This is a genomic window from Pseudomonas sp. IT-P74 (assembly GCF_949768175.1).
Classification (GTDB): Bacteria; Pseudomonadota; Gammaproteobacteria; order Pseudomonadales; family Pseudomonadaceae; genus Aquipseudomonas.
On record NZ_CATKQD010000066.1, the window covers coordinates 368696 to 387252 of the forward strand.

Here is an 18557-nt window from a genome sequence, read left to right on the forward strand (position 1 = left end):
GCTTGCTCGCGATAAGGGCCGAAGGACCTTCACTCCAGCATCTTGCCCAACAACCAGCTCCCCGCCGGCCCCGGCGGATTCAAGCGCGACCACAACGCATCCACCGACACCGTTTTCGGCCAGCCGCGCACCACCAGTTCCTGCAACGTGCCGGGCCCGAACCGCTCAACCAGCCAGCGGGGCAACGGCGCCCAGCCGAATCCGCCCTGGGCCATTTCCAGCAGCATCAGATAACTCGGCGCCGACCAGACGCGGCCCTTCGCCCGACTGTCATAGGGATTGATGATGGTGGCCAGGCGCAGCTCGCGGTGCTGCTGCAGTACGTCCCGGTCGACGTGGTCCAGCGTTGCCAATGGATGTGCCGGGGACACGAACAAGGCGAATTCCGTGCGCTCGTCCACCGTCGAGCTGACCAGGTCCGGCGGGTAGCTGTCCTGCATTTCGGCGAAGGCAATCTGCGCCCGGCCGCTTTGCACCAGGGACATCAGGTCATCGCATTCGGCGATCAGGCACTCGAGCTCCAGGTCCGGGTAACGCTGCTCGAAGGCACTGAGGGCGGCTTCGAAGCGATCCGACTGATAGGTATCGGACAGCGCCACCGTCAGCTTCGCTTCCACCCCTTGGGACAGTTGGCTGGCGGCGATTTCCAGGCGACTGGTGGCGGCCAGGATGTCTTCGGCCCGTTGCAGCATGACGTGCCCGGCCGGGGTCAGCCCGGGCTTGCGGCTGCTGCGGTCGAACAGCGTCAGGTTGAGGTCGATTTCCAGGCTGGCCACCGCCGCGCTGATGGTCGACTGACTGCGGCCCAATTTGCGCGCCGCGGCGGAAAACGAGCCTTGCGTCGCGGCTTCGACAAACGCCAGCAACACTTCGTGAGAGGCCATGAACTATCGCCTTGATCGATGGTTATTGGTTATGAAGTATCGGTGTGGTGACGGATCATGGCAACCACACCGTCACTCAAGGGAGTTCGGCCATGAGCGCCAACAAATCCATTACTGAACGTATTTTCCAAGCCATTGGCTTCGAACTGCTGGCCATCCTGATCTGTACCCCGTTGCTGGCCTGGATCATGAAAAAACCGATGCTGGAAATGGGCATGGTCACCGTCCTCATCGCCGGCCTGGCCCTGGCCTGGAACGTGGTCTTCAACGGTCTGTTCGATCGGCTGCTCAAGCACCTGGCCATCGCACACAACGCCTGGGTCCGCGTGGTGCATGCGCTGTTGTTCGAAGGCGGACTGGTGGCCCTGGGCGTACCGCTGATCGCCTGGTGGCTGAATGTCAGTCTGTGGCAAGCGTTCCTGCTGGATATCGGTGTGTTGCTGTTCTTCCTGCCGTACACCTACGTCTACCACTGGGCATATGACGTGGTTCGGGAGCGGATGCTGGTGACTCGCGAAGTTTGCTAAGTACCGTTTTTGTGGCGAGAGAGTTAGCAGGCGTCAGTAATCCCGCTGCTTGCGAAACGCCCAGCGCCCGGCGATCACGGTAAAGGTCGCCACCAGCACCACCAAGACCCAGAAACCCTGCGGATCATCGGCCAGCGGAATGCCGCCGACGTTCATACCGAAGAAACCGGCAATGATGTTGATCGGTAGCGCCAGCACCGTCACCACCGTCAGGGTGAATAGGGTGCGGTTGGTCTGTTCGTTGATGTTGGCGGCGATCTCCTCCTGCAACAGCTTGATCCGCTCACCCAGCGCCGTGAGGTCGTTGATGATCAGCGCGAACTCCTCGGTGGATTTGCGCAACTCCTTCACGTCTTCCTTTTGCAGCCATTGCGGCGGCCGGTTGAGCAGGCGCAGCAATGAGCCCGGTTCCAGCGCCAGCAGCCGTTGCAATCGCACCAGCACCCGGCGATTGGCGCCCAGTTCGGCGCGGTTGGTCGACAGCCGCGAGGACAGCAATTCATCTTCGATCTGATCCACGCTCTGGCTGGTCTTGCGCACGATCTGGGTCAGCACTTCACCCTGGTCGCGCAGCAGATGCACCAGCAACTCCAGCGGGGAACGAAAGCATTCCCGGGCCTTCACCGACGAGCGCAATTTGTCCACCGAGTGCAGCGGTTGCAGGCGGGCGCTGATGATCAATTGGCTGCGGGCGCACACCCACAGGGTCGAGACATCCGAGGAGACCATGTTGCTGAGGTTGAACACCACATCGTTGACCACCGCCAGCAACGCGGAGTCGACATGTTCGATACGCGTCGAGCGCGAGCCTTCGTGCAGCGCTTCGAAAAACTCCTCGGGCAATTCCAGATGGCTTTTCATCCAGCGCTCGCACGCGGCGTGGGCCAGGTTCAGGTGCAGCCAGAGAAATTGCTCGTTGCTTCCCGGTTGTTGCAGGTACTGCAAGGCCTCGGCGGAATTGATTTCCCGACCGGCCTCACCGGGGCGAAAGCTGAAACCGTAAAGCAGGCCGAACAGATCCGTGTCGCGATGGCTTTGATCGATGCTGTGGTTCATGAGGACTCGCAAGGGGAGGCGCCTGTCACATGTTTTACAGATTCACTTGAGCGGCATCATTGCAAGCGGGGGTGACGTTTTTGTGACAGGAAAATAACGCAAAAAATTGTTCTACCGACGGTCGGGATATTCTCAAGAACCGCTCTGGCTAGCCGATCACGCTTGGGTTGAGTTGCGCGCCGTCGGCCTCGGCCGGGACCGCAGACAGGGATGTCCGGACACTTTTCACGCCTTAACGGGCGTGCCTCATTCCTGTCATGAGTACCCTGCGATGCTTTTGCAAAAGTCCCTGAGAGCACAAATTCTTGCCCTGCTGAGCGGCAGTCTGCTGGCGATGCTGTTGATCGCCCTGGCGTGCTTTCACTTCCTGTCCAGCGGCGTGCAGAACTACGCCAATCTGATCGAAGGCCCGCTGCACACCTCGCAATTGATCGATGAAGCCAACCTGCAATTCAAGGTGCAGGTGCAGGAGTGGAAAAACGTCCTGCTGCGCGGCAAGCAACCGGCGGACCTGAGCAAGTACTGGGGGCAATTCGAGGAGCGTCAGCGCGATGTGCAAAACATCCTCGGCGAGCTGGCCGCGCAGAAGGGCATCGAGCCGCCACTCAAGAGCCGAATCGAGCGCTTGCGTGACGAACATCGTCAGTTGGGCGCGGCCTATCAGAAGGGCCGGGACGCGTTCGTGGCCGCCGGTGGTGACCCGGCGGCGGGCGACGCGGCGGTCAAGGGCGTGGACCGCGCCGCCAGCGATCAGATGAGTGAACTGGTCAGTGAGTTGCGCAAGCAGGGCGCTGAACAATCGACACTGATCAGCGCCAGTGCCGATCGCACGGTGTTGCTGGGGCTGGTCGTGATGCTGGTTTCGGGGCTGCTGATCGGCCTGCTGAGCCTGTGGCTGGTCAACCGTAACCTGGTCGAGCCGATCCGCAAACTGATCGAATACGTGGCGCAACTCAGCCAGGGGCGTTTTGCCGAGCGCGTGGCCAGCACCCGTCAGGACGAGTTGGGCAAACTGGCGATGGCCGCCAACACCCTGCGCGATTTCCTCGCCGAAACCTTCAGCCGTTTACAGCGCAGCGCGTCGGACCTGGACAGCGCCAGCGGTGAGTTGAATTCGATCGCCACCCTGATGGCCGGCGGCACCAACGAGCAGTTCAACCGCACCGATCAGGTGGCCACGGCGATGAACGAAATGTCCGCTACCGCACAGGAAGTCGCCCGTCATGCCGCCGAAGCGGCGCGGGCCGCCGACGATGCCGACCAGTCCGCCCAGCAGGGCGAAAAAGTCATGCAGGGCACCATCCACACCATCACCCAAATGCGCGGCGAAATCGCCAACACCGCCACGGTCATCCGCCAACTGGAAACCGACAGCGGACGCATTGGCAAAGTCCTGGAAGTGATTCGCGGCATCGCCGAGCAGACCAACCTGCTGGCGCTCAACGCCGCCATCGAAGCGGCCCGCGCCGGTGAGGCCGGACGCGGATTCGCGGTGGTGGCCGATGAAGTGCGCAGCCTGGCCCAGCGCACGGCGGCGTCGATCATCGAGATCAACCAGATCATCCAGACCGTGCAGACCGGTGCAATCGAAGCGGCCCAGGCGATTGAAAGCGGTCAGTCGCGCAGCGAACAAAGCGTGCAGCAAGTGACGGAGGCCGGCGCCATGCTCGAGCGCATCACCCTGGCCGTGGAAGCCATCCGTGACATGAACCGCCAGATCGCCACTGCCGCCGAAGAGCAGACCTCGGTGGCCGAAGACATCTCGCGCAACCTCACCGAGATCACGAGTATCGCCAGCACCAACCTGGACAACGTGCAGCGCACTGAAGCGGCCAGCACCAACCTGCACGGCTTGTCGGGGCAGTTGAACGAGGTGACGGCGCGCCTGAGCGCTTGAACCCCGAAAACGCAAAAGCCGCACGATGTTCCCATCGTGCGGCTTTTGTCTGTTTCGCGATTACGTGTCCTGTTTGTTTTCCAGGACCTTGCCGTTGGAGGCATCGATGTCCACATCCCACTCGACGTTCTTGGCGTCACGCAGTTCGACTTCGTACTCGTAACCGTTGAAGTGGTTGTCCAGCTCGGTCTTGGTAATCGTTGCACCCGGGTGCAGATCCAGGGCGATCTTGTTCAGGTCTTCCAGTGGCTTGATCTTGCCGTCCTTGACCAGTTGCGGGATCTGATCGACCCGCACATCGGCCTGGGCCAGGCCGGCGCTGAGGGTCAGGGTTGCAGCGGTAAACAAAGCAGTCAGGGTCTTCATGGGCTTCTTTCCTTGGGTGATCCGTTCAAGTGAGATCAGGTTAGCCTGTGTAACTTAATCCACCCTTAAATCCCTCGACATGTCCTGCATCAATCCCTGTAGGAGCGAGCCTGCTCGCGATGCAGGCACCTCGGTGGCTCAATAGCCGTTGTTCTTCAACACCTGATCGACACTCGCCGCCGAGCGTTTATAGAACTTCAACAACTCACTGGCGCGATTGGTGAAGATGCCGTCGACACCGGCGTCCATGACTTTCCGGTAGTCCACCGCATCGTCGATGGTGTAGACGTGCACCAACAGGCCCTGGTCGTGGGTGTACTGGTTCATCCAGGGTTGCACCAGATCCGAGTAGCTCTGGTCGCCACCCTGGGTCAGTGCGGCGGACGGGCCGGTGCCGATGGCGCCCTGGGCCTTGGCGTAGTCGACCCAATTCTGGAACTCGGCCTTGTCCTTCGGTTGCTGTTTGGCGTAGTAAGCGGCTTTATCCTTTTCGCCGGACTCGGCGAATGTCACTTTGGAGTTGGGTTCGATACTGCCTTCGCCGACCCACAGCAGCAGGATCTTCGGCACCTTCGGCATTTCCTTTTGCAGCAGTTCGAGGCTGCTCTTCTCGAAGGTCTGCAGGACCACCTTGCCTTTGCCCTGGCCGACCGCCAACTCGCTTTTCGCCAGTTTCGAACCGGTCGGGCTCAGCCAGCCACGGTCCTGAAGTTTTTCCTTGAGGTCGTGTTCGATGCCGGGGAACTGCTTGGGCTCCTTGGTCTCGATGTACAGGCCGGGCTTGTGCAGGCTGTTGCCCTCGGCGATGTCGATGATTTCATCAAGGGTCAAAATCTTCAGACCCGCGAAGGCTGGACGTGCGCGATCCGGGTACGCGGCATTGAACCAGCTGCCCGCGTCCAGGGTTTTCAGTTCGGCCATGGTGAACGCATTGGCGGGGCTGTCCTTGCGCTCGGGGAATTTGCTGGCGACGTCGGTGGTGCGTTGCAGATTGTTGTCGTGCAGGGCAAACAGCACGCCATCCTTACTGCGCTGCAGATCCAGTTCCAGGTAGTCGGCGCCCAGGTCGCGGGCAGTCTTATAGGCGGCGGCGGTGGATTCCGGCGCATCGAACGACGCGCCCCGGTGGGCGATTACCGCTGGATGCGGAATGCCCAGGCGGGTCGCCAGTGCCGAGGGTGCTGGTTCGCTGGCGGCCTGTGCGTGGCCGAGGCCGAGCAACAGGCTCAGTAACAGGGCGCTTTTGGTAAAGGTTGCGGACATGCTCGAGATCCTTTCGCAATGAGTGGGCGGTCCCTTTTAACAAGTCATCTTTGCAGACGCTATCGCCAGACCGACAAAAAGCTGTCTAAAGCTGATTTTCGTCAGCGCTTTTGTGCGCTCGTTTGCAGTACGCTGGGGCGCTGCAATTTCCCCGGCAGAGGGAAACGCGGGCCCTGCGTGCAAACCAACGATCACCATTGCGGGGTTTACCATGCGCATCACTTCCCAGCTCATCTGCCAGGCTGCCGACCAACTCAAAGGTTTTGTCGGCCTCAACCGCAAGACCGGCCACTACATCGTGCGTTTCAGCGAAGACTCGTTTGGCATGGACGTGGCGGACGACGGCATCATCCCGACCAGCGAATTCGTCTGGGCCGAGGGCCCCGAGCAGACCATGACGCTCAAGCGCGAATTGATTCAGTTGCTGCTGGACCAGAACATCGATGACCGGATCAACATCACCGAGCCGTTGCGGGTGTACATGAACCGGCGGGAAGTGCCGGAGATTTCGGCGGTTCGTTGTCTGGTTAAGGGTTGAGTTTTTGTACTGACCGTTCTGGCCCCATCGCGAGCAGGCTCACTCCTACAGTGGATCTTTGTCGTGCACAAATGTTGTGACCGACCGGGATCAAAATGTGGGAGCGAGCCTGCTCGCGATGGCGATCTGAAAAACACTACATCACTCACTGGTTAAACCCGTAGGCCCGCTCAACCCGACACACCCGTGTATGACACCGCCCATACCAGGTCGAGCGCCCACGCTCGCGAATCGCACTGTGCTCAGGATGATGTTTCCACGCCAGAATCGCCGCTTCACTGGCCCAGTACGACACGGTTATTCCCAACCCATCCTCGCCCCGCGCCGACTCCACACCGAGAAACCCCGGCTGTTCACGGGCCAGTTCCAGCATTCGTGCAGCCGCCTCGGCGTAACCCTGGTCACCCTCGGTGCGCAGTGAGGTAAAAATCACCGCGTAATAGGGCGCAGTTGGCGTATCGGCGATCATGCCGAGCGCCCCGCACAGGCTTCGACAAAGGCGCCAACCAGCGGCGGCAAGACGCCCTTGAGCGCCGCCCGCTCGGGCTGGAACAAGGTCGCGACAAAGAACGGATGACCGCTGAGCTCGACCGCCCGTAGTCCGTGTTCAGAATCGTGGCCGACGGCGTGAAGTTCGCGCTTGAGCAGCTCCCCTTCGAACTGCGGATTCACACCATAACGACAGCGATAGCCTTCACGAATCTCGGCGCTTTCGTACGCATGGGCAATCAACGAGCCTTCACGTAAATGAATGGTATCGACCGCTTCCACCAGCGCGCACGACAGCGGCGTCAGCAGTGCTCGTGCCGCACCGGGATTTGTCTCGCCATGTTCGGCATCCGACCAGCCCAGCACGTTGCGCGCATATTCCAGCACCGCGTGTTGAAAACCACCGCAGGTGCCGAGGAAAGGTCGCCGTTGTTCGCGGGCAAAACGAATCGCTTTTAATGCACCGTCCGTGCTCCGGTAAGGGCTGGCCGGTACGCACCAGAAGCCATCGAATGTATGCAGCGGTGCATCGGCGTGGATTTCATCGGTGGCCAGCCATTGCCATTGCAGGTTCAGGCCAGAGTGTTCGGCGGTCATTTCGAGGGCGATGGGAATGGCCTGGTGGGCGGTGACTTGCGGGTCGTGGTCGCCGATCAGGGCGATGCGAATCGGGCGGGTTTCCATGTGGGGCCTCTGCACTTGTTGATTGCCGGTGCCCACTATAAATTGGCGTTCACGCACTCAATATTGGCGTTTTCCCAAGTGATCAATGCAGCGACGCACTATCGACTCGACTACCCGGACCTGGCCCTGATCCTCGCGCTGGTGCGCGCCGGCTCTCTGTCCCGGGCCGCGCAACTGCTGAAGGTGGATGTCTCGACGGTGTTTCGAGCGGTGCGCCGGCTGGAGGCTGCCCTGGGCCAGCAACTGTTCGAAAAAAGCCGCGCCGGTTACCTGCCCACCACCCTGGCGCAGTCCCTGGCGGAACAGGCTGAGCGCGCTGAGCAGGCTTTGGAGGCGGCGCGCATCGGTGTGGAGCAGGGCGGTGACGTGATCAGCGGCATCGTGCGCCTGACCTGTACCGATTCAGTCCTGCAAGGTTTGCTGTTGCCGGCGCTGGCGCAGTTCATGCCGAATTATCCGGCGCTGACCCTTGAACTCAGCACGTCCAATGATTTTGCCAACCTCAGCCGTCGGGATGCCGATATCGCCCTGCGCCTGACTCGCACGCCACCGGAGCATCTGGTGGGACGGCGGCTGGCGGAGATTTCCTACCGCGTGTATGCCAGCGAGCGATACCTGCAGTCGGTCAATAGCACTGACCTGGCCGCATTGACCTGGATCGCCCCGGATGACTTCCTGCCGGATCACCCGACCGTTACCTGGCGTCGCCAGGCCTTGCCGGGGGTAACGCTGGGCTATCGCTGCAACAGCATGTTGTCGGTGACCGAACTGGTCAGGGCGGGGTTGGGCGTGGCGGCGTTGCCGGACTTTTTGATCGGCGACGGATTGCAGCCGCTGAGCGAACCACTGCACGGATTCGACACCGCGCTGTGGCTGCTGACTCGTCCCGACTGCCGCGCCTTGCGCTCGGTGGTCACCTTGTTCGATGAGTTGGGGCGGGCGCTGAAACTGCCGTGAAAACCTTTAGGCCTTAGGCTCATCCTTGCGCACCAGGTGTTGGTGCATTTCCGTGGTCAGGTTTTCGATGCGCTCGGTGAGGGTCTTGGTCATCTCCGTGAGACGGGTGTTCTGCTCAAGCAGCTCCAGCAATTGCGCAGTGTTTTTCGCAGCTTCCGCCTGCCGCTCACTGTTGGCGGTCGCCAGCGCTTCGCGGTGCTGCGCATCGGCATCGGATTGGGCTTTGTCCCGGGCTGCCTGACGCGTCTGGGCCAACAGAATCAATGGCGCGGCATAGGCCGATTGCAGGCTGAAAGCCAGGTTGAGCAGGATGAACGGGTACGCATCGAAGTGGGTGAACCCCGACAGGTTGAGGCACACCCAGATCACCACGATCAGCGTTTGTGCACCGAGAAAAGTCGGTGTGCCGAAGAACCGCGCAAAGGCTTCGGCGCGCAAGGCAAACTTGTCATTGCCGAATGTTGGCGCGAGGTGGGCATGGGGACGATGGAAACGCAGGTGATCGACGTGGGCGGTGGTTTCGTGGCGGGTGGTCATGATGCTCTCTGTCTGGCGCTGGGACTGAAGCTCACTATAGCCTCAGCGCCAGTTTCATTCTGAAACACATCGCGTCGTTTAAATCAGAGCCATCGATCCTTCGACACGGCTGTCGACCTTGTCATTTATTGCAACTGATAGCAGGCCAGAAACATGTCCAGCGCGGACTCGGCCACCTGGTGTTGTTCTTCGGCTGACAAGCTGGGTTGCCCCATGGAAATCTGTGGCCAGAATGCAAAAGACTTGAGCAGGCCATGGATCTGTTGGGCGGCGAATTCGGGAGCCACGGCCTTCAATCGGCCATCCGTTTGAGCGGCCCGAATCCATACTGTCAGCCCTTCTTCGCGTTCGCCCATTCGCGCCACCATATCCTGCGCCCGCTCCGGGGAATGAATCGTCGCCGCTATCGCCACCCGCGCCAGGTCGAGAAAATTGTCATCGCCCAACATTTGCAGCTTGGCCATCAGCAACCCGCGCAATTGCTCGCGCAACGGCAGGTCGGGACGGTAGGCCGTTTCCTGTTCCGCCGTCACCCGGATCCATAACTGATTGAGGATCTCGGCGAACAACTCTTCCTTGCTGGGAAAGTGGTTGTACACCGTGCGCTTCGACACACCGGCAGTGGCAGCAATCTTGTCCATGCTGGTGATCTCGAAACCGTTTTCACGGAATTCGTTGATCGCGGCTTGAATGATCGCTTGGCGTTTTCGGTCGGTGAGGCGCTGAGGAGCTGTCATAAATACGCTTCGGCAGGGGAGAAAGGGTGGAATTACACTCAGCAGTTTACTTGTCATCGACTTTGATGCAACCTAGAAACTACACTGTGCAGTGTAATGTTTTGTTAACCCTGCCCAGCAAAAATAGAAAGTCCGGCTGATGCGTGCGTGCTTTGGCCATTTATCGTCCCAAAACGGAAAGTCGCGTGATGCGCGGTTTTTCTGGAGTCATTCAGTCATGGCCAATTCAAACTCCCCGGTGGACAACGCCTCCACACCTGAAGCATCCCGACAGGCTCAAGGGCAGTATCAAAACTTCACGCCGGTTCAACGTTTAAGCTTTGGCAAAACCATGGGCATCCTGTGGAGCGTGCTGTTCCACAAGCCGCAAAACACCCGCCCGAGTGCGCCCGTCCCGGTGCAAGCCCTGACTCAAGCCGCGCTGATCGCAGCGCCGAACCACAGTGTCTATCGCCTGGGCCACTCCACGGTGCTGCTCAAGCTGCGCGACAAGTTCTGGATCACCGACCCGGTCTTCGCCGAGCGTGCCTCGCCCGTGCAATGGGCCGGACCCAAGCGTTTTCACCAGCCACCGATCAGCCTGGAAGAATTGCCACCGATTGAAGCGGTGATCCTGTCCCACGACCACTACGACCACCTGGATCATCAGGCCGTGCTCAAGCTTGCGGACAAGACCAAACATTTCCTGACCCCACTGGGCGTAGGCGACACCCTGATCAAATGGGGTATCGACGCCAGCAAAGTCCGCCAATTGGATTGGTGGCAAGGCACGGAAGTCGATGGCATCCAGTTCATCGCCACCCCGTCGCAACACTTTTCCGGCCGTGGCCTGTTCGACAGCAACAGCACCCTCTGGGCCTCGTGGGTGATGATCGATGGCGACACACGCCTCTTCTTCAGCGGCGACAGCGGCTACTTCGACGGCTTCAAACGCATCGGCGAACAGTACGGCCCATTCGACCTGACCCTGATGGAAACCGGTGCCTACAACGTCGACTGGCCGCACGTGCACATGCAACCCGAACAAACCCTGCAAGCCCACCTCGACCTCAAGGGCCGTTGGCTACTGCCGATCCACAACGGCACCTTCGACCTGTCGATGCACGCCTGGTACGAACCCTTCGACCGCATCCTGGCCCTGGCCTGGGAACGCAATGTATCGATCACCACACCGCAGATGGGCGAGGCGTTCAACTTGATGCATCCGCAGCGTGGTGGGGCGTGGTGGCTGGCGGTGGAAGGGGAGTGTGAGCGGGTGGTGCAGAACGCGTAGAGCAATTAGCTGAGTTGTAGAGCTCAGCTAAAAACCACGTCAATTCGGCCTTCTTTGCGTGAGCGCGGGGCCGACTTGACCACGATTTGCACATCACGCCCGAGAAGTAACAGGCAATCCATCATCTTGGCCTCACTTATCCCACGAAACTTTCCGCGCAACATTTCGGAAAGCTTGGGCTGTGACAGACCTAAAATTTCGGACGCCTGAACCTGGGTCAAATGGCGAGCCTTGATGATTTCGCCTATTTTTGCGGCCAATTGGGATTTGACTCGCATTTCATTGGCGTTCGGTGTCCCGAGGTCTTCGTAGACGTTGCCACTGCTTTCTTCGATTTCAATCATGTCCTGATCCTTTTGCGTGTTCCTGCGCCGCTTGAAGTCTCTTCCTGATCAAATCGATGTCGCACTGCGCGGTTTTGATTCCCGTGGTCGACTTTTTCTGAAAACAGTGCAGAACATAGACAGCATTGCCAAAACGAACGGTATAAACGGCGCGATAGGTGTTCGTATCGAAGTCCTCAATCAACTCAAGGACTCCGGCACCACCAAAGCCTTTTAGTGGTTTTGCATCTAGGTGCTTCTTGTTGCTTTGGGCCAGATCAAGCGCGTGGCCAAAAACGTCCTGTACATCTGCGGGCATCTGCTTGAGATCTTTTTTGCTGCTGCTAACCCACAGGAGTGGCTTCCTTGTACTCATGCGAAAATATACCTAAATGGGGATAATCGTCAATCGATGAGTTGGCTCACTCCACCATCGCAAAATCCGCCCGCCCAACCGGATTCGGCGTCGACCCTCTCACATTCATCCCTCGACCCGGCGCAAACCCCGGGAAGAACACCAACCCCTCCGACTCGAACCGATAGGCCAGAGCCAGGCGCGTGACATCCAGCACCTCCTGTCGCGCCTCGAAGCGTTGAATGGCCTCCGCCGAAACCCGGGATTCCCGCGACAGCTCTTGCACACTCCAGCCCAGCATCGCTCGGGCCTGGGCGCAGTGGGCCGGGGTGAATTGGAAGAGGGCGATACGTTCCAGGGTGATTTTCATCGCTTGAGAGGCCATGGTGTTCTCCGGGCTCGAGAGTGTTGGTCAAAATATACTGTGTTTTTGTACAGTTGTTTTGGGCCCGGATCAAATTCATTTTTTAATTTTTCTTTTCAGCCAGACGAACGGTAACTGTCTCGGTGCGAGGGGAAACTGTCGAAGTCGCCAGCGAATCACCACTCGATTCCGGGGTTGGTAAAGGCGGTTTTTTTCGCAAGAATAGCGCTTCACACTGTTCAGGTTTTCACGCAGGAGAATCTCATGCCGATCCTCGAAAGCGACTGGAAGAAGTTCAAGGAGCTGCGCAAGATTGCGCTCGACCGTTTCTGCCTAGGTGTTCTTGCCGATGCCAAGGCGATTGCGCAACATGATGCGTTGTCGGCTCATGCTCGCTACGGGATGCTTTACGGCATGATCCATGATCGAAACAAGGACATGGCCCAGGCGTTTGACTACAACAGCCAATCCCGTTCAAGTGCGCTCCGGGGCTTGTGGCTGATGGTCATGCATGACTTGCTGACCGAGGCAGAGTTATCGGTTCTCAGCGAAGGTGCGCTGAGATACATTGCCGAGGTTGTTCGCCAGCCCTACGAACTTGAATGGGTCGATGAGATCGTCCCGCAGGACTGACCAACCTTTACCAGAGAACCAGGGATGCTGATTTTCAATTGCACCGAAGCGGCCAGTAAATTCTTCAGTCGTGTGCACAAGGGCAAAAAAATCACGAGGGTGGAAAGTCCACCATCACCCGTCATTGAAGACGATGAGCCTGATGAGTCCGCCGAACAGTGGCTGGTCCACGCCGTCACTGTTCAACGCAAACATGTGCTGTTCGCCATCCACATCCCGACTCGTTACTGCATGATCTTCGCCGATGCAAAAAAGGCCGACGTCGAGGGGTTTGTTCGACGTTTTTCTGATCGCTGGATTAGCGGTCTGATACGCCATGCAGGGCAGTTCGACATCCTTCAGTGGGTCGATGACGAGCCGATGATGGAACGTTTTCAAGAAAGCTGCGGCCAGTTCACTCTGTACCGGCGCAGCCATCGCAGCGCGCAAAAACACATCGATGAAATCGCCTGGATTTTTCAGGATGTAGCCGCTGAGCGGGGCTCTTTACCGCCTGACGAGTTTTCGGCAGAGCGCTTCGACGGCGAAATGAATGACTACCCAAGAAATAGCAAAGGCCATAAAGACTATTTCTACCCGGATTCGGAAATGATGGCTCACTGGTTACGTCGATACTGCGGCCTAGACGCAACAGGCATCCTGACTGCACTGGATCGACGCATGGAGGTGAAACGGGAGATCTGGGCATTGCAAAGGCAACTCGACGCACAATGAACCAACGCTGCGTTTCGTATTACTTGCCCGCCAACCCCGGCGCTTCCCGCACGATAAAGTGATCCAGATTCTCGATGTTGGCGCTGAACACCCCGAACGTCTGCTCGGGGTTTTTCTTGCTTGGCACCTGCTTCAGCTCGGGTGTTACCCCATAAAAGAAGCAGTACAACTCCCGCCCACTCTCGATGGCGTGCTTGATCTCTTCCAGGAAAGCCTTGCGCTTGCGGTAGCTGTCGATGAGTTTCTTGCTCAGGTAGACATTGACCGAGTAAGGCTTCTTCTCGAACCAGACCTTCTTCTCGAAGTCGATGCGAAAGCTCTGGGTGTAGTCCTTGATCTCCTTGACCTTGCCCCAGTAAATCAGCCCTTTGTTGTCTTGCAGATACTCGATCTTCTTGAAAAACGACCCGTAAGGCGCGGTGTGCTCGCCAATCTTCAGCGGCACGCGCTTGAGCAAATCCTTGTCGTCGAAGTTCGACACGAAACACTCCACCGGATGGGCGAAGATGCTGGTCTTGTCCGGGGCCGATTCCCTGCTCGGTTGTTCGACATTGCTAGCCGCCTTAGGCGCCAATGGCTCATCCCGAACCACATCGGCAATCACCACCGGGCTGGACGACTTACGCACATACTCCCGCCGGGTCAGTAACAATTCCGACGGGAAATGTTCCTCGCGACTGTCATCCGTTTCCGCCTCATCCGCGCCCGACGCCGGTGTCTTCACGCTGACATAAGGGCAGCCCTCGACATGCCGTGTACTCGGCAAGTTCTTGAAGTGCGGCGTGCGCACGTAATTCACATTCTTGGCGTTGAACGTGCCCAACTCATTGGCTGCATCGAACGCCAGGCGACAGGCATCGTTGGGGCACTGGAAGTGTTCCCTGGCGGAGTCGAAATCCATCGTCTCGTCGAAATTCAGATCCCGAACGTCGTAGATCGACAACTTGTCGTTGAGGCTGAGGCAGTAGGCGAGGTCGAATTTCATGTCGGGTTCCAAGTCCTTTAGGTGACCAGCTTCCAGTGATGGCGCATTCGAAGCAATAGCTACACTCAGATCACCTCGATATCGCCGAGCCTGCACAGCCCATCAACGAGGGAGTGCTCCACTGTAGGAGCGGGCCTGCTCGCGATGGTCGTTAACGATTACGCGTGTTTACAGGTTAAACGCAGCGCTCTTGAGTCCATCGTCGGATCGCCGCCCGGAGCAAGCTCGTTCCTACAGTTTTTAAATGAACAGCATTACATCAACGAGGGCGGTTCATGAGCCATTCAGACGCTTCGCCCCCTCTCCCGGAACCGGGCCGCATAGCCCGCCGCGATGAACAGACCGGTTGGCGCCGCTGGCTACCGGGGCTGGGCATGCTGCGCGAATACCAACCGGCATGGTTGCGCAACGACATCGTGGCCGGCCTGGTGCTGACCACGATGCTGGTACCCGTCGGTATCGCCTATGCGGTGGCCTCGGGCGTGCCCGGCATCTATGGCCTCTACGCGACCATCGTTCCGCTGCTGGCCTATGCCTTGTTCGGCCCCAGCCGAATTCTGGTGATGGGCCCGGATTCCTCCCTGGTGACCGTCATCCTTGCTGTCATCATTCCACTCTCCGGCGGCGACCCGCAGCGTGCCGTCGCCCTGGCGGGGATGATGGCGATCGTCTCGGGAGCGGTGTGCATCCTGGCCGGTATCGCGCGTCTGGGTTTTATCACCGAGCTGCTGTCCAAACCGATCCGCTACGGCTACATGAACGGCATCGCACTGACCGTATTAATCAGCCAGTTGCCCAAGCTGTTCGGTTTTTCGATTGAACCCGACGGCCCATTGAGAAACATAGGGGCCATCGCCTCAGCGGTGATGGAAGGAAAGGTCAACTGGACCACCTTCACGGTGGGCGCACTCACCCTGGCGGCGATCCTGCTGCTCAAACGATGGCCGCGACTGCCGGGCATCCTGATCGCCGTGGCAGGCGCGACAGTCGCCGTGGGCGTACTCGACCTGGCGACACGCGCCGGTGTGTCGGTCCTCGGTTCGCTCCCCCAAGGCTTGCCCGGTTTCGCCATCCCCTGGATCACCCGCGCCGACATCGTCCCGGTGGTGATCGGCGGGTGCGCCGTGGCACTGGTCTCGTTCGCCGACACCAGCGTGCTCTCCCGTGTCTACGCGGCGCGGACCCGAACCTACGTCAACCCGAACCAGGAAATGCTGGGCCTCGGCATCGCCAATCTCGCAGCCGGTTTCTTTCAGGGCTTCCCGATCAGCAGCAGCTCGTCACGCACACCCGTGGCCGAAGCCGCCGGAGCCAAAACCCAAATGACCGGCGTCGTCGGCGCACTGGCGGTTGCCTTGCTGCTGGTGGTGGCGCCGGACCTGCTGCAACATCTACCGTCCAGCGCCCTGGCGGCCGTCGTGATCGCCTCGGCCATTGGCCTGATCGAGATCGCCGACCTGCGCCGGATCTATCGCATCCAGCGCTGGGAGTGCGGGCTGTCGATTGTCTGTACGGTCGGCGTGGCCGTGTTCGGCGCGATCGAGGGCATCGGCCTGGCCATCGTGATTGCCGTCATCGAGTTCCTCTGGGACGGCTGGCGCCCGTACTCCGCGGTATTGGGCCGCGCCGACGGGGTCAAGGGCTACCACGACATCAAACGCTACCCCGACGCGCGCCTGATCCCCGGCCTGGTCCTGTTTCGCTGGGATGCGCCCTTGTTCTTCGCCAACGCCGAACTGTTCAGCGACCGAGCGCTGGACGCCGTGGCTGCATCGCCCACACCCGTGCGCAGACTGGTGGTCGCCGCAGGCCCCGTCACCAGCGTCGACGTGACCTCCGCCGACATGCTGGCCGAACTGGACGACGCGTTGCATGCGGCGGGTATCGAGTTGTGCATTGCCGAGATGAAGGACCCGGTGAAGGACAAACTGAAGCGGTTTGGGTTGTTTGCACGGTTGGGGGAGACGGCGTTTTTTCCAACGATTGGGACGGCTGTGGATAGTTATGTGGCGAATTATCGGGTGGATTATGTGGAGGGGGATGAAGGCGGGAAGGTGGGGCGTTGAGCCTGGCTGGCAGCCCTTGCACCGATTTGGCAGACAAACACCTTACTGTGGCGAGGGAGCTTGCTCCCGCGGGGCTGCGAAGCGGCCCCAACTCAGCAAACGCGATCAATCAGACGGAGCACGTAACTTGCTGGGCGACTGCTCCGCAGCCGAGCGGGACGGTGCGGCGATCCGACAAGCTCCCTCGCCACAAAATCCAGCTTGTCTGACTATTCGGGAATCAATCGCCCAACCTTTTCATAAAGCAACGCTGTGAACTCTTCCCGATCACTCGAATGATGACAACGCCGATGACAGTTCGGGCATAGCGCTACAGCATTGCTCGGACGGTCTGAGCCTTCCTGTGCCAAATGCTTAACGTGGTGAACCTCAAGAAACGGAGTGCCCGACTTTTCAAACGGAGCAGGGTTGCCACAGCCTTCGCATTTACCTTCAGCCTGCTGGCGAACCCACGCTCTCACTTCCGGATCGCGAACGTACGACTTTCCGCTGGACTGAGTTTGCTCTGGTTTCTTAATCCCTTTTGGCTCGGCTTTAATCGGTTGTCGCTCAAGTTTTGCAGCTCGCTGCTCCAGCGTCGCCTCGTCCGCTGTCGGGGCGAAGTCTTCGGGAGTCAAAGGGCCTGGAGCATTGAGTGCTTCACGAATGCTCTTCGCAACATTGGCGCCGACATTTTTGGCGGGTTTGTAGCCCTCGATGCGGTCTCGCCCGAGTTCAACCAACACGGTAGAAATGTTCTGCATCCGAAACTCAACCGAACCTTTGGTTCGGCCAGCCAAAGCACCCTCGCGCAGGACGCGATTTTCATGAGCCTTGTTGACCGCCTGACCGTTCTGCTCGCGAGACAGCATGCTGAGATAGGCATCGACCGCAGCCTGAATCTCTACCTCACTCCAATCGCCGTTGCTCTTTTCCGTATCCATACAATCGCCGAGGGTTAATTACCCTCGGACGATACTGAGTGGCCACTACGAATGTCTACGAAAATTCCTACAAAAAGAAGGGAAGGTTCTCGCAAACGGTCCTACAAGAAGCAGGTCACCTAACCTATCGAATGCTTCGACGACTGAAATACTTGCACAACCTTCCGCCACCAAGGTTTAACGACCGGCGCCCGCTGTTGCGTGTGATCGAGCAACAGGTAAGGCATATCCCGCAACCGAATCCAGCCTTCATCCTGCCAGTGCAGCAGGCTCAGCGACATTTCTGGCCAATCCAACAAGCTCAGCATCGGCCGATCCGAATTGTCCGACTGCTCCGCATCACGTAAGGCCGGCACCACTTGATGAGTGACCCACTCACGCAGCAATCGATTTCCAGGCGCGTAGTGATAAACCAACAGCGCATAAACACCGGACTCACTGAGCATCAGCTGCTTTTCCGGTTGCCGGTAATACTCAATCCACAACGAGCGGTGCTGGTCTTTGTCTAGTTTGTTGACCATGCGTTCACTTAGATGGACACCCATCAAGCGGCCGATATCGCGGGCGCAGAACCATGGTTGGTTTTCCAGGAGGAGGGCATGTAGAGGGAGGTTGTGGCGGGTGAAGACTGTTACAGAAAGGAGATCAGACATGACCGATCTCCATGGTTTGGAGAGTGACGAGAAGGTTGTGTTCAGGCATATCCATTACCTCTACGTTTGGACTTTGGCGGGCCTGACCCCAACGTAGAGTGGACATAAGAAGCTCCAACGAGCAAAAGCCTCACACAGCCGTACGATAGATCACCAAGGGTGACTGCTCGTCTGTGCAATTGGCTAGCTTTCTACGTTGGGCGTTTCTTAGGCACCTGCAGTAGAGCTTAGGGCTGCTTGGAATGGCCCTCAATACAGATGGTGCTGGAATACATGTAGGAGATTTAGCTACTACCGAGATTGCGAGTAAGAGTTTTCCTACCTCATAAAAAA

At 58.9% G+C, this 18557-nt stretch carries 22 protein-coding genes; 8 read left to right on the top strand and 14 right to left on the bottom strand.

Annotation, left to right across the window (positions count from 1 at the left end; translation table 11 throughout):
* Positions 1–29: 29 nt before the first annotated feature.
* Positions 30–884, bottom strand: a complete 855-nt coding sequence (locus ACM6J5_RS24095) for a LysR family transcriptional regulator (RefSeq protein WP_095944536.1) — start codon at positions 882–884, stop codon at positions 30–32.
* 92 nt (positions 885–976) lie between these two features.
* Here ACM6J5_RS24095 and ACM6J5_RS24100 point away from each other — a divergent pair, with 92 nt between their 5' ends.
* Entirely contained in the window at positions 977–1411 is a 435-nt protein-coding gene (locus ACM6J5_RS24100) for a multidrug/biocide efflux PACE transporter (RefSeq protein ID WP_414929466.1), read from the top strand.
* 33 nt (positions 1412–1444) lie between these two features.
* Here ACM6J5_RS24100 and ACM6J5_RS24105 read toward each other — a convergent pair whose 3' ends face one another.
* Positions 1445–2467: a transporter gene (locus ACM6J5_RS24105; protein WP_414929467.1), complete on the bottom strand. Its 1023-nt coding sequence runs from the start codon at positions 2465–2467 to the stop codon at positions 1445–1447.
* Positions 2468–2738: 271 nt separating this feature from the next.
* Here ACM6J5_RS24105 and ACM6J5_RS24110 point away from each other — a divergent pair, with 271 nt between their 5' ends.
* Positions 2739–4364: a methyl-accepting chemotaxis protein gene (locus ACM6J5_RS24110; protein ID WP_414929468.1), complete on the top strand. Its 1626-nt coding sequence runs from the start codon at positions 2739–2741 to the stop codon at positions 4362–4364.
* Between the two features lie 60 nt (positions 4365–4424).
* Here the strand turns inward: ACM6J5_RS24110 and ACM6J5_RS24115 are convergent, their stop codons facing one another.
* Together ACM6J5_RS24115 and ACM6J5_RS24120 are read right to left on the bottom strand one after the other, a co-directional pair.
* Positions 4425–4730, bottom strand: a complete 306-nt coding sequence (locus tag ACM6J5_RS24115) for a PepSY domain-containing protein (protein ID WP_095944540.1) — start codon at positions 4728–4730, stop codon at positions 4425–4427.
* Positions 4731–4868: 138 nt separating this feature from the next.
* Positions 4869–5993, bottom strand: a complete 1125-nt coding sequence (locus ACM6J5_RS24120; RefSeq protein ID WP_414929469.1) for a glycerophosphodiester phosphodiesterase — start codon at positions 5991–5993, stop codon at positions 4869–4871.
* Positions 5994–6204: 211 nt separating this feature from the next.
* On the opposite strand from ACM6J5_RS24120, the gene ACM6J5_RS24125 reads away from it, so the two are divergent.
* Entirely contained in the window at positions 6205–6531 is a 327-nt protein-coding gene (locus ACM6J5_RS24125) for a DUF2025 family protein (RefSeq protein ID WP_095944542.1), read from the top strand.
* 145 nt (positions 6532–6676) lie between these two features.
* Here ACM6J5_RS24125 and ACM6J5_RS24130 read toward each other — a convergent pair whose 3' ends face one another.
* Complete coding sequence (locus ACM6J5_RS24130; protein WP_095944543.1) at positions 6677–7000, bottom strand: antibiotic biosynthesis monooxygenase family protein; 324 nt, start codon at positions 6998–7000, stop codon at positions 6677–6679.
* Positions 6997–7704 (bottom strand): CTP synthase, encoded by a 708-nt coding sequence (locus ACM6J5_RS24135; RefSeq protein WP_414929470.1) that lies wholly within the window; start codon positions 7702–7704, stop codon positions 6997–6999. Before ACM6J5_RS24135 ends, ACM6J5_RS24130 begins: the two co-directional genes overlap by 4 nt.
* Positions 7705–7719: 15 nt before the next feature.
* Between ACM6J5_RS24135 and ACM6J5_RS24140 the strand changes: the two genes are divergently transcribed.
* The gene (locus ACM6J5_RS24140; RefSeq protein ID WP_414929480.1) at positions 7720–8661 is read left to right on the top strand and encodes a LysR family transcriptional regulator; all 942 of its coding nucleotides are present in this window, start codon (positions 7720–7722) and stop codon (positions 8659–8661) included.
* A gap of 6 nt (positions 8662–8667) precedes the next feature.
* Here the strand turns inward: ACM6J5_RS24140 and ACM6J5_RS24145 are convergent, their stop codons facing one another.
* Together ACM6J5_RS24145 and ACM6J5_RS24150 are read right to left on the bottom strand one after the other, a co-directional pair.
* A complete protein-coding gene (locus tag ACM6J5_RS24145; RefSeq protein WP_150674257.1) occupies positions 8668–9198 on the bottom strand; it encodes a DUF1003 domain-containing protein in 531 nt (176 codons plus the stop codon).
* 125 nt (positions 9199–9323) lie between these two features.
* Positions 9324–9935, bottom strand: a complete 612-nt coding sequence (locus ACM6J5_RS24150; RefSeq protein ID WP_414929471.1) for a TetR/AcrR family transcriptional regulator — start codon at positions 9933–9935, stop codon at positions 9324–9326.
* Between the two features lie 217 nt (positions 9936–10152).
* Between ACM6J5_RS24150 and ACM6J5_RS24155 the strand changes: the two genes are divergently transcribed.
* Entirely contained in the window at positions 10153–11208 is a 1056-nt protein-coding gene (locus ACM6J5_RS24155; protein WP_095944547.1) for an MBL fold metallo-hydrolase, read from the top strand.
* A gap of 23 nt (positions 11209–11231) precedes the next feature.
* Here the strand turns inward: ACM6J5_RS24155 and ACM6J5_RS24160 are convergent, their stop codons facing one another.
* The 3 genes from ACM6J5_RS24160 to ACM6J5_RS24170 are packed head-to-tail and all read right to left on the bottom strand — an operon-like array spanning position 11232 to position 12271.
* Positions 11232–11552: a helix-turn-helix domain-containing protein gene (locus ACM6J5_RS24160; protein ID WP_095944548.1), complete on the bottom strand. Its 321-nt coding sequence runs from the start codon at positions 11550–11552 to the stop codon at positions 11232–11234.
* Complete coding sequence (locus tag ACM6J5_RS24165; RefSeq protein WP_095944549.1) at positions 11545–11907, bottom strand: type II toxin-antitoxin system RelE/ParE family toxin; 363 nt, start codon at positions 11905–11907, stop codon at positions 11545–11547. The genes ACM6J5_RS24160 and ACM6J5_RS24165 overlap by 8 nt, the downstream gene beginning before the upstream one ends.
* Before the next feature lie 46 nt (positions 11908–11953).
* Positions 11954–12271, bottom strand: coding sequence for a hypothetical protein (locus tag ACM6J5_RS24170; protein WP_095944550.1), 318 nt, complete (start codon positions 12269–12271; stop codon positions 11954–11956).
* Positions 12272–12514: 243 nt separating this feature from the next.
* Between ACM6J5_RS24170 and ACM6J5_RS24175 the strand changes: the two genes are divergently transcribed.
* Positions 12515–12883: a hypothetical protein gene (locus ACM6J5_RS24175; RefSeq protein WP_095944551.1), complete on the top strand. Its 369-nt coding sequence runs from the start codon at positions 12515–12517 to the stop codon at positions 12881–12883.
* Positions 12884–12907: 24 nt separating this feature from the next.
* A complete protein-coding gene (locus ACM6J5_RS24180; protein WP_414929472.1) occupies positions 12908–13597 on the top strand; it encodes a DUF6933 domain-containing protein in 690 nt (229 codons plus the stop codon).
* A gap of 19 nt (positions 13598–13616) precedes the next feature.
* Here the strand turns inward: ACM6J5_RS24180 and ACM6J5_RS24185 are convergent, their stop codons facing one another.
* Complete coding sequence (locus ACM6J5_RS24185; protein ID WP_414929473.1) at positions 13617–14582, bottom strand: hypothetical protein; 966 nt, start codon at positions 14580–14582, stop codon at positions 13617–13619.
* 275 nt (positions 14583–14857) lie between these two features.
* Between ACM6J5_RS24185 and ACM6J5_RS24190 the strand changes: the two genes are divergently transcribed.
* The gene (locus ACM6J5_RS24190) at positions 14858–16648 is read left to right on the top strand and encodes a SulP family inorganic anion transporter (RefSeq protein ID WP_414929474.1); all 1791 of its coding nucleotides are present in this window, start codon (positions 14858–14860) and stop codon (positions 16646–16648) included.
* 209 nt (positions 16649–16857) lie between these two features.
* On the opposite strand, the gene ACM6J5_RS24195 is transcribed toward ACM6J5_RS24190, so the two are convergent.
* Both ACM6J5_RS24195 and ACM6J5_RS24200 read right to left on the bottom strand, forming a co-directional pair.
* Positions 16858–17571 carry an HNH endonuclease gene (locus ACM6J5_RS24195; protein ID WP_150674253.1) on the bottom strand — a complete coding sequence of 238 codons (714 nt, stop codon included), beginning with the start codon at positions 17569–17571 and terminating at the stop codon, positions 16858–16860.
* A 119-nt stretch (positions 17572–17690) separates the two neighbouring features.
* A complete protein-coding gene (locus tag ACM6J5_RS24200) occupies positions 17691–18224 on the bottom strand; it encodes a Bro-N domain-containing protein (RefSeq protein ID WP_414929475.1) in 534 nt (177 codons plus the stop codon).
* Positions 18225–18557 lie beyond the last annotated feature (333 nt).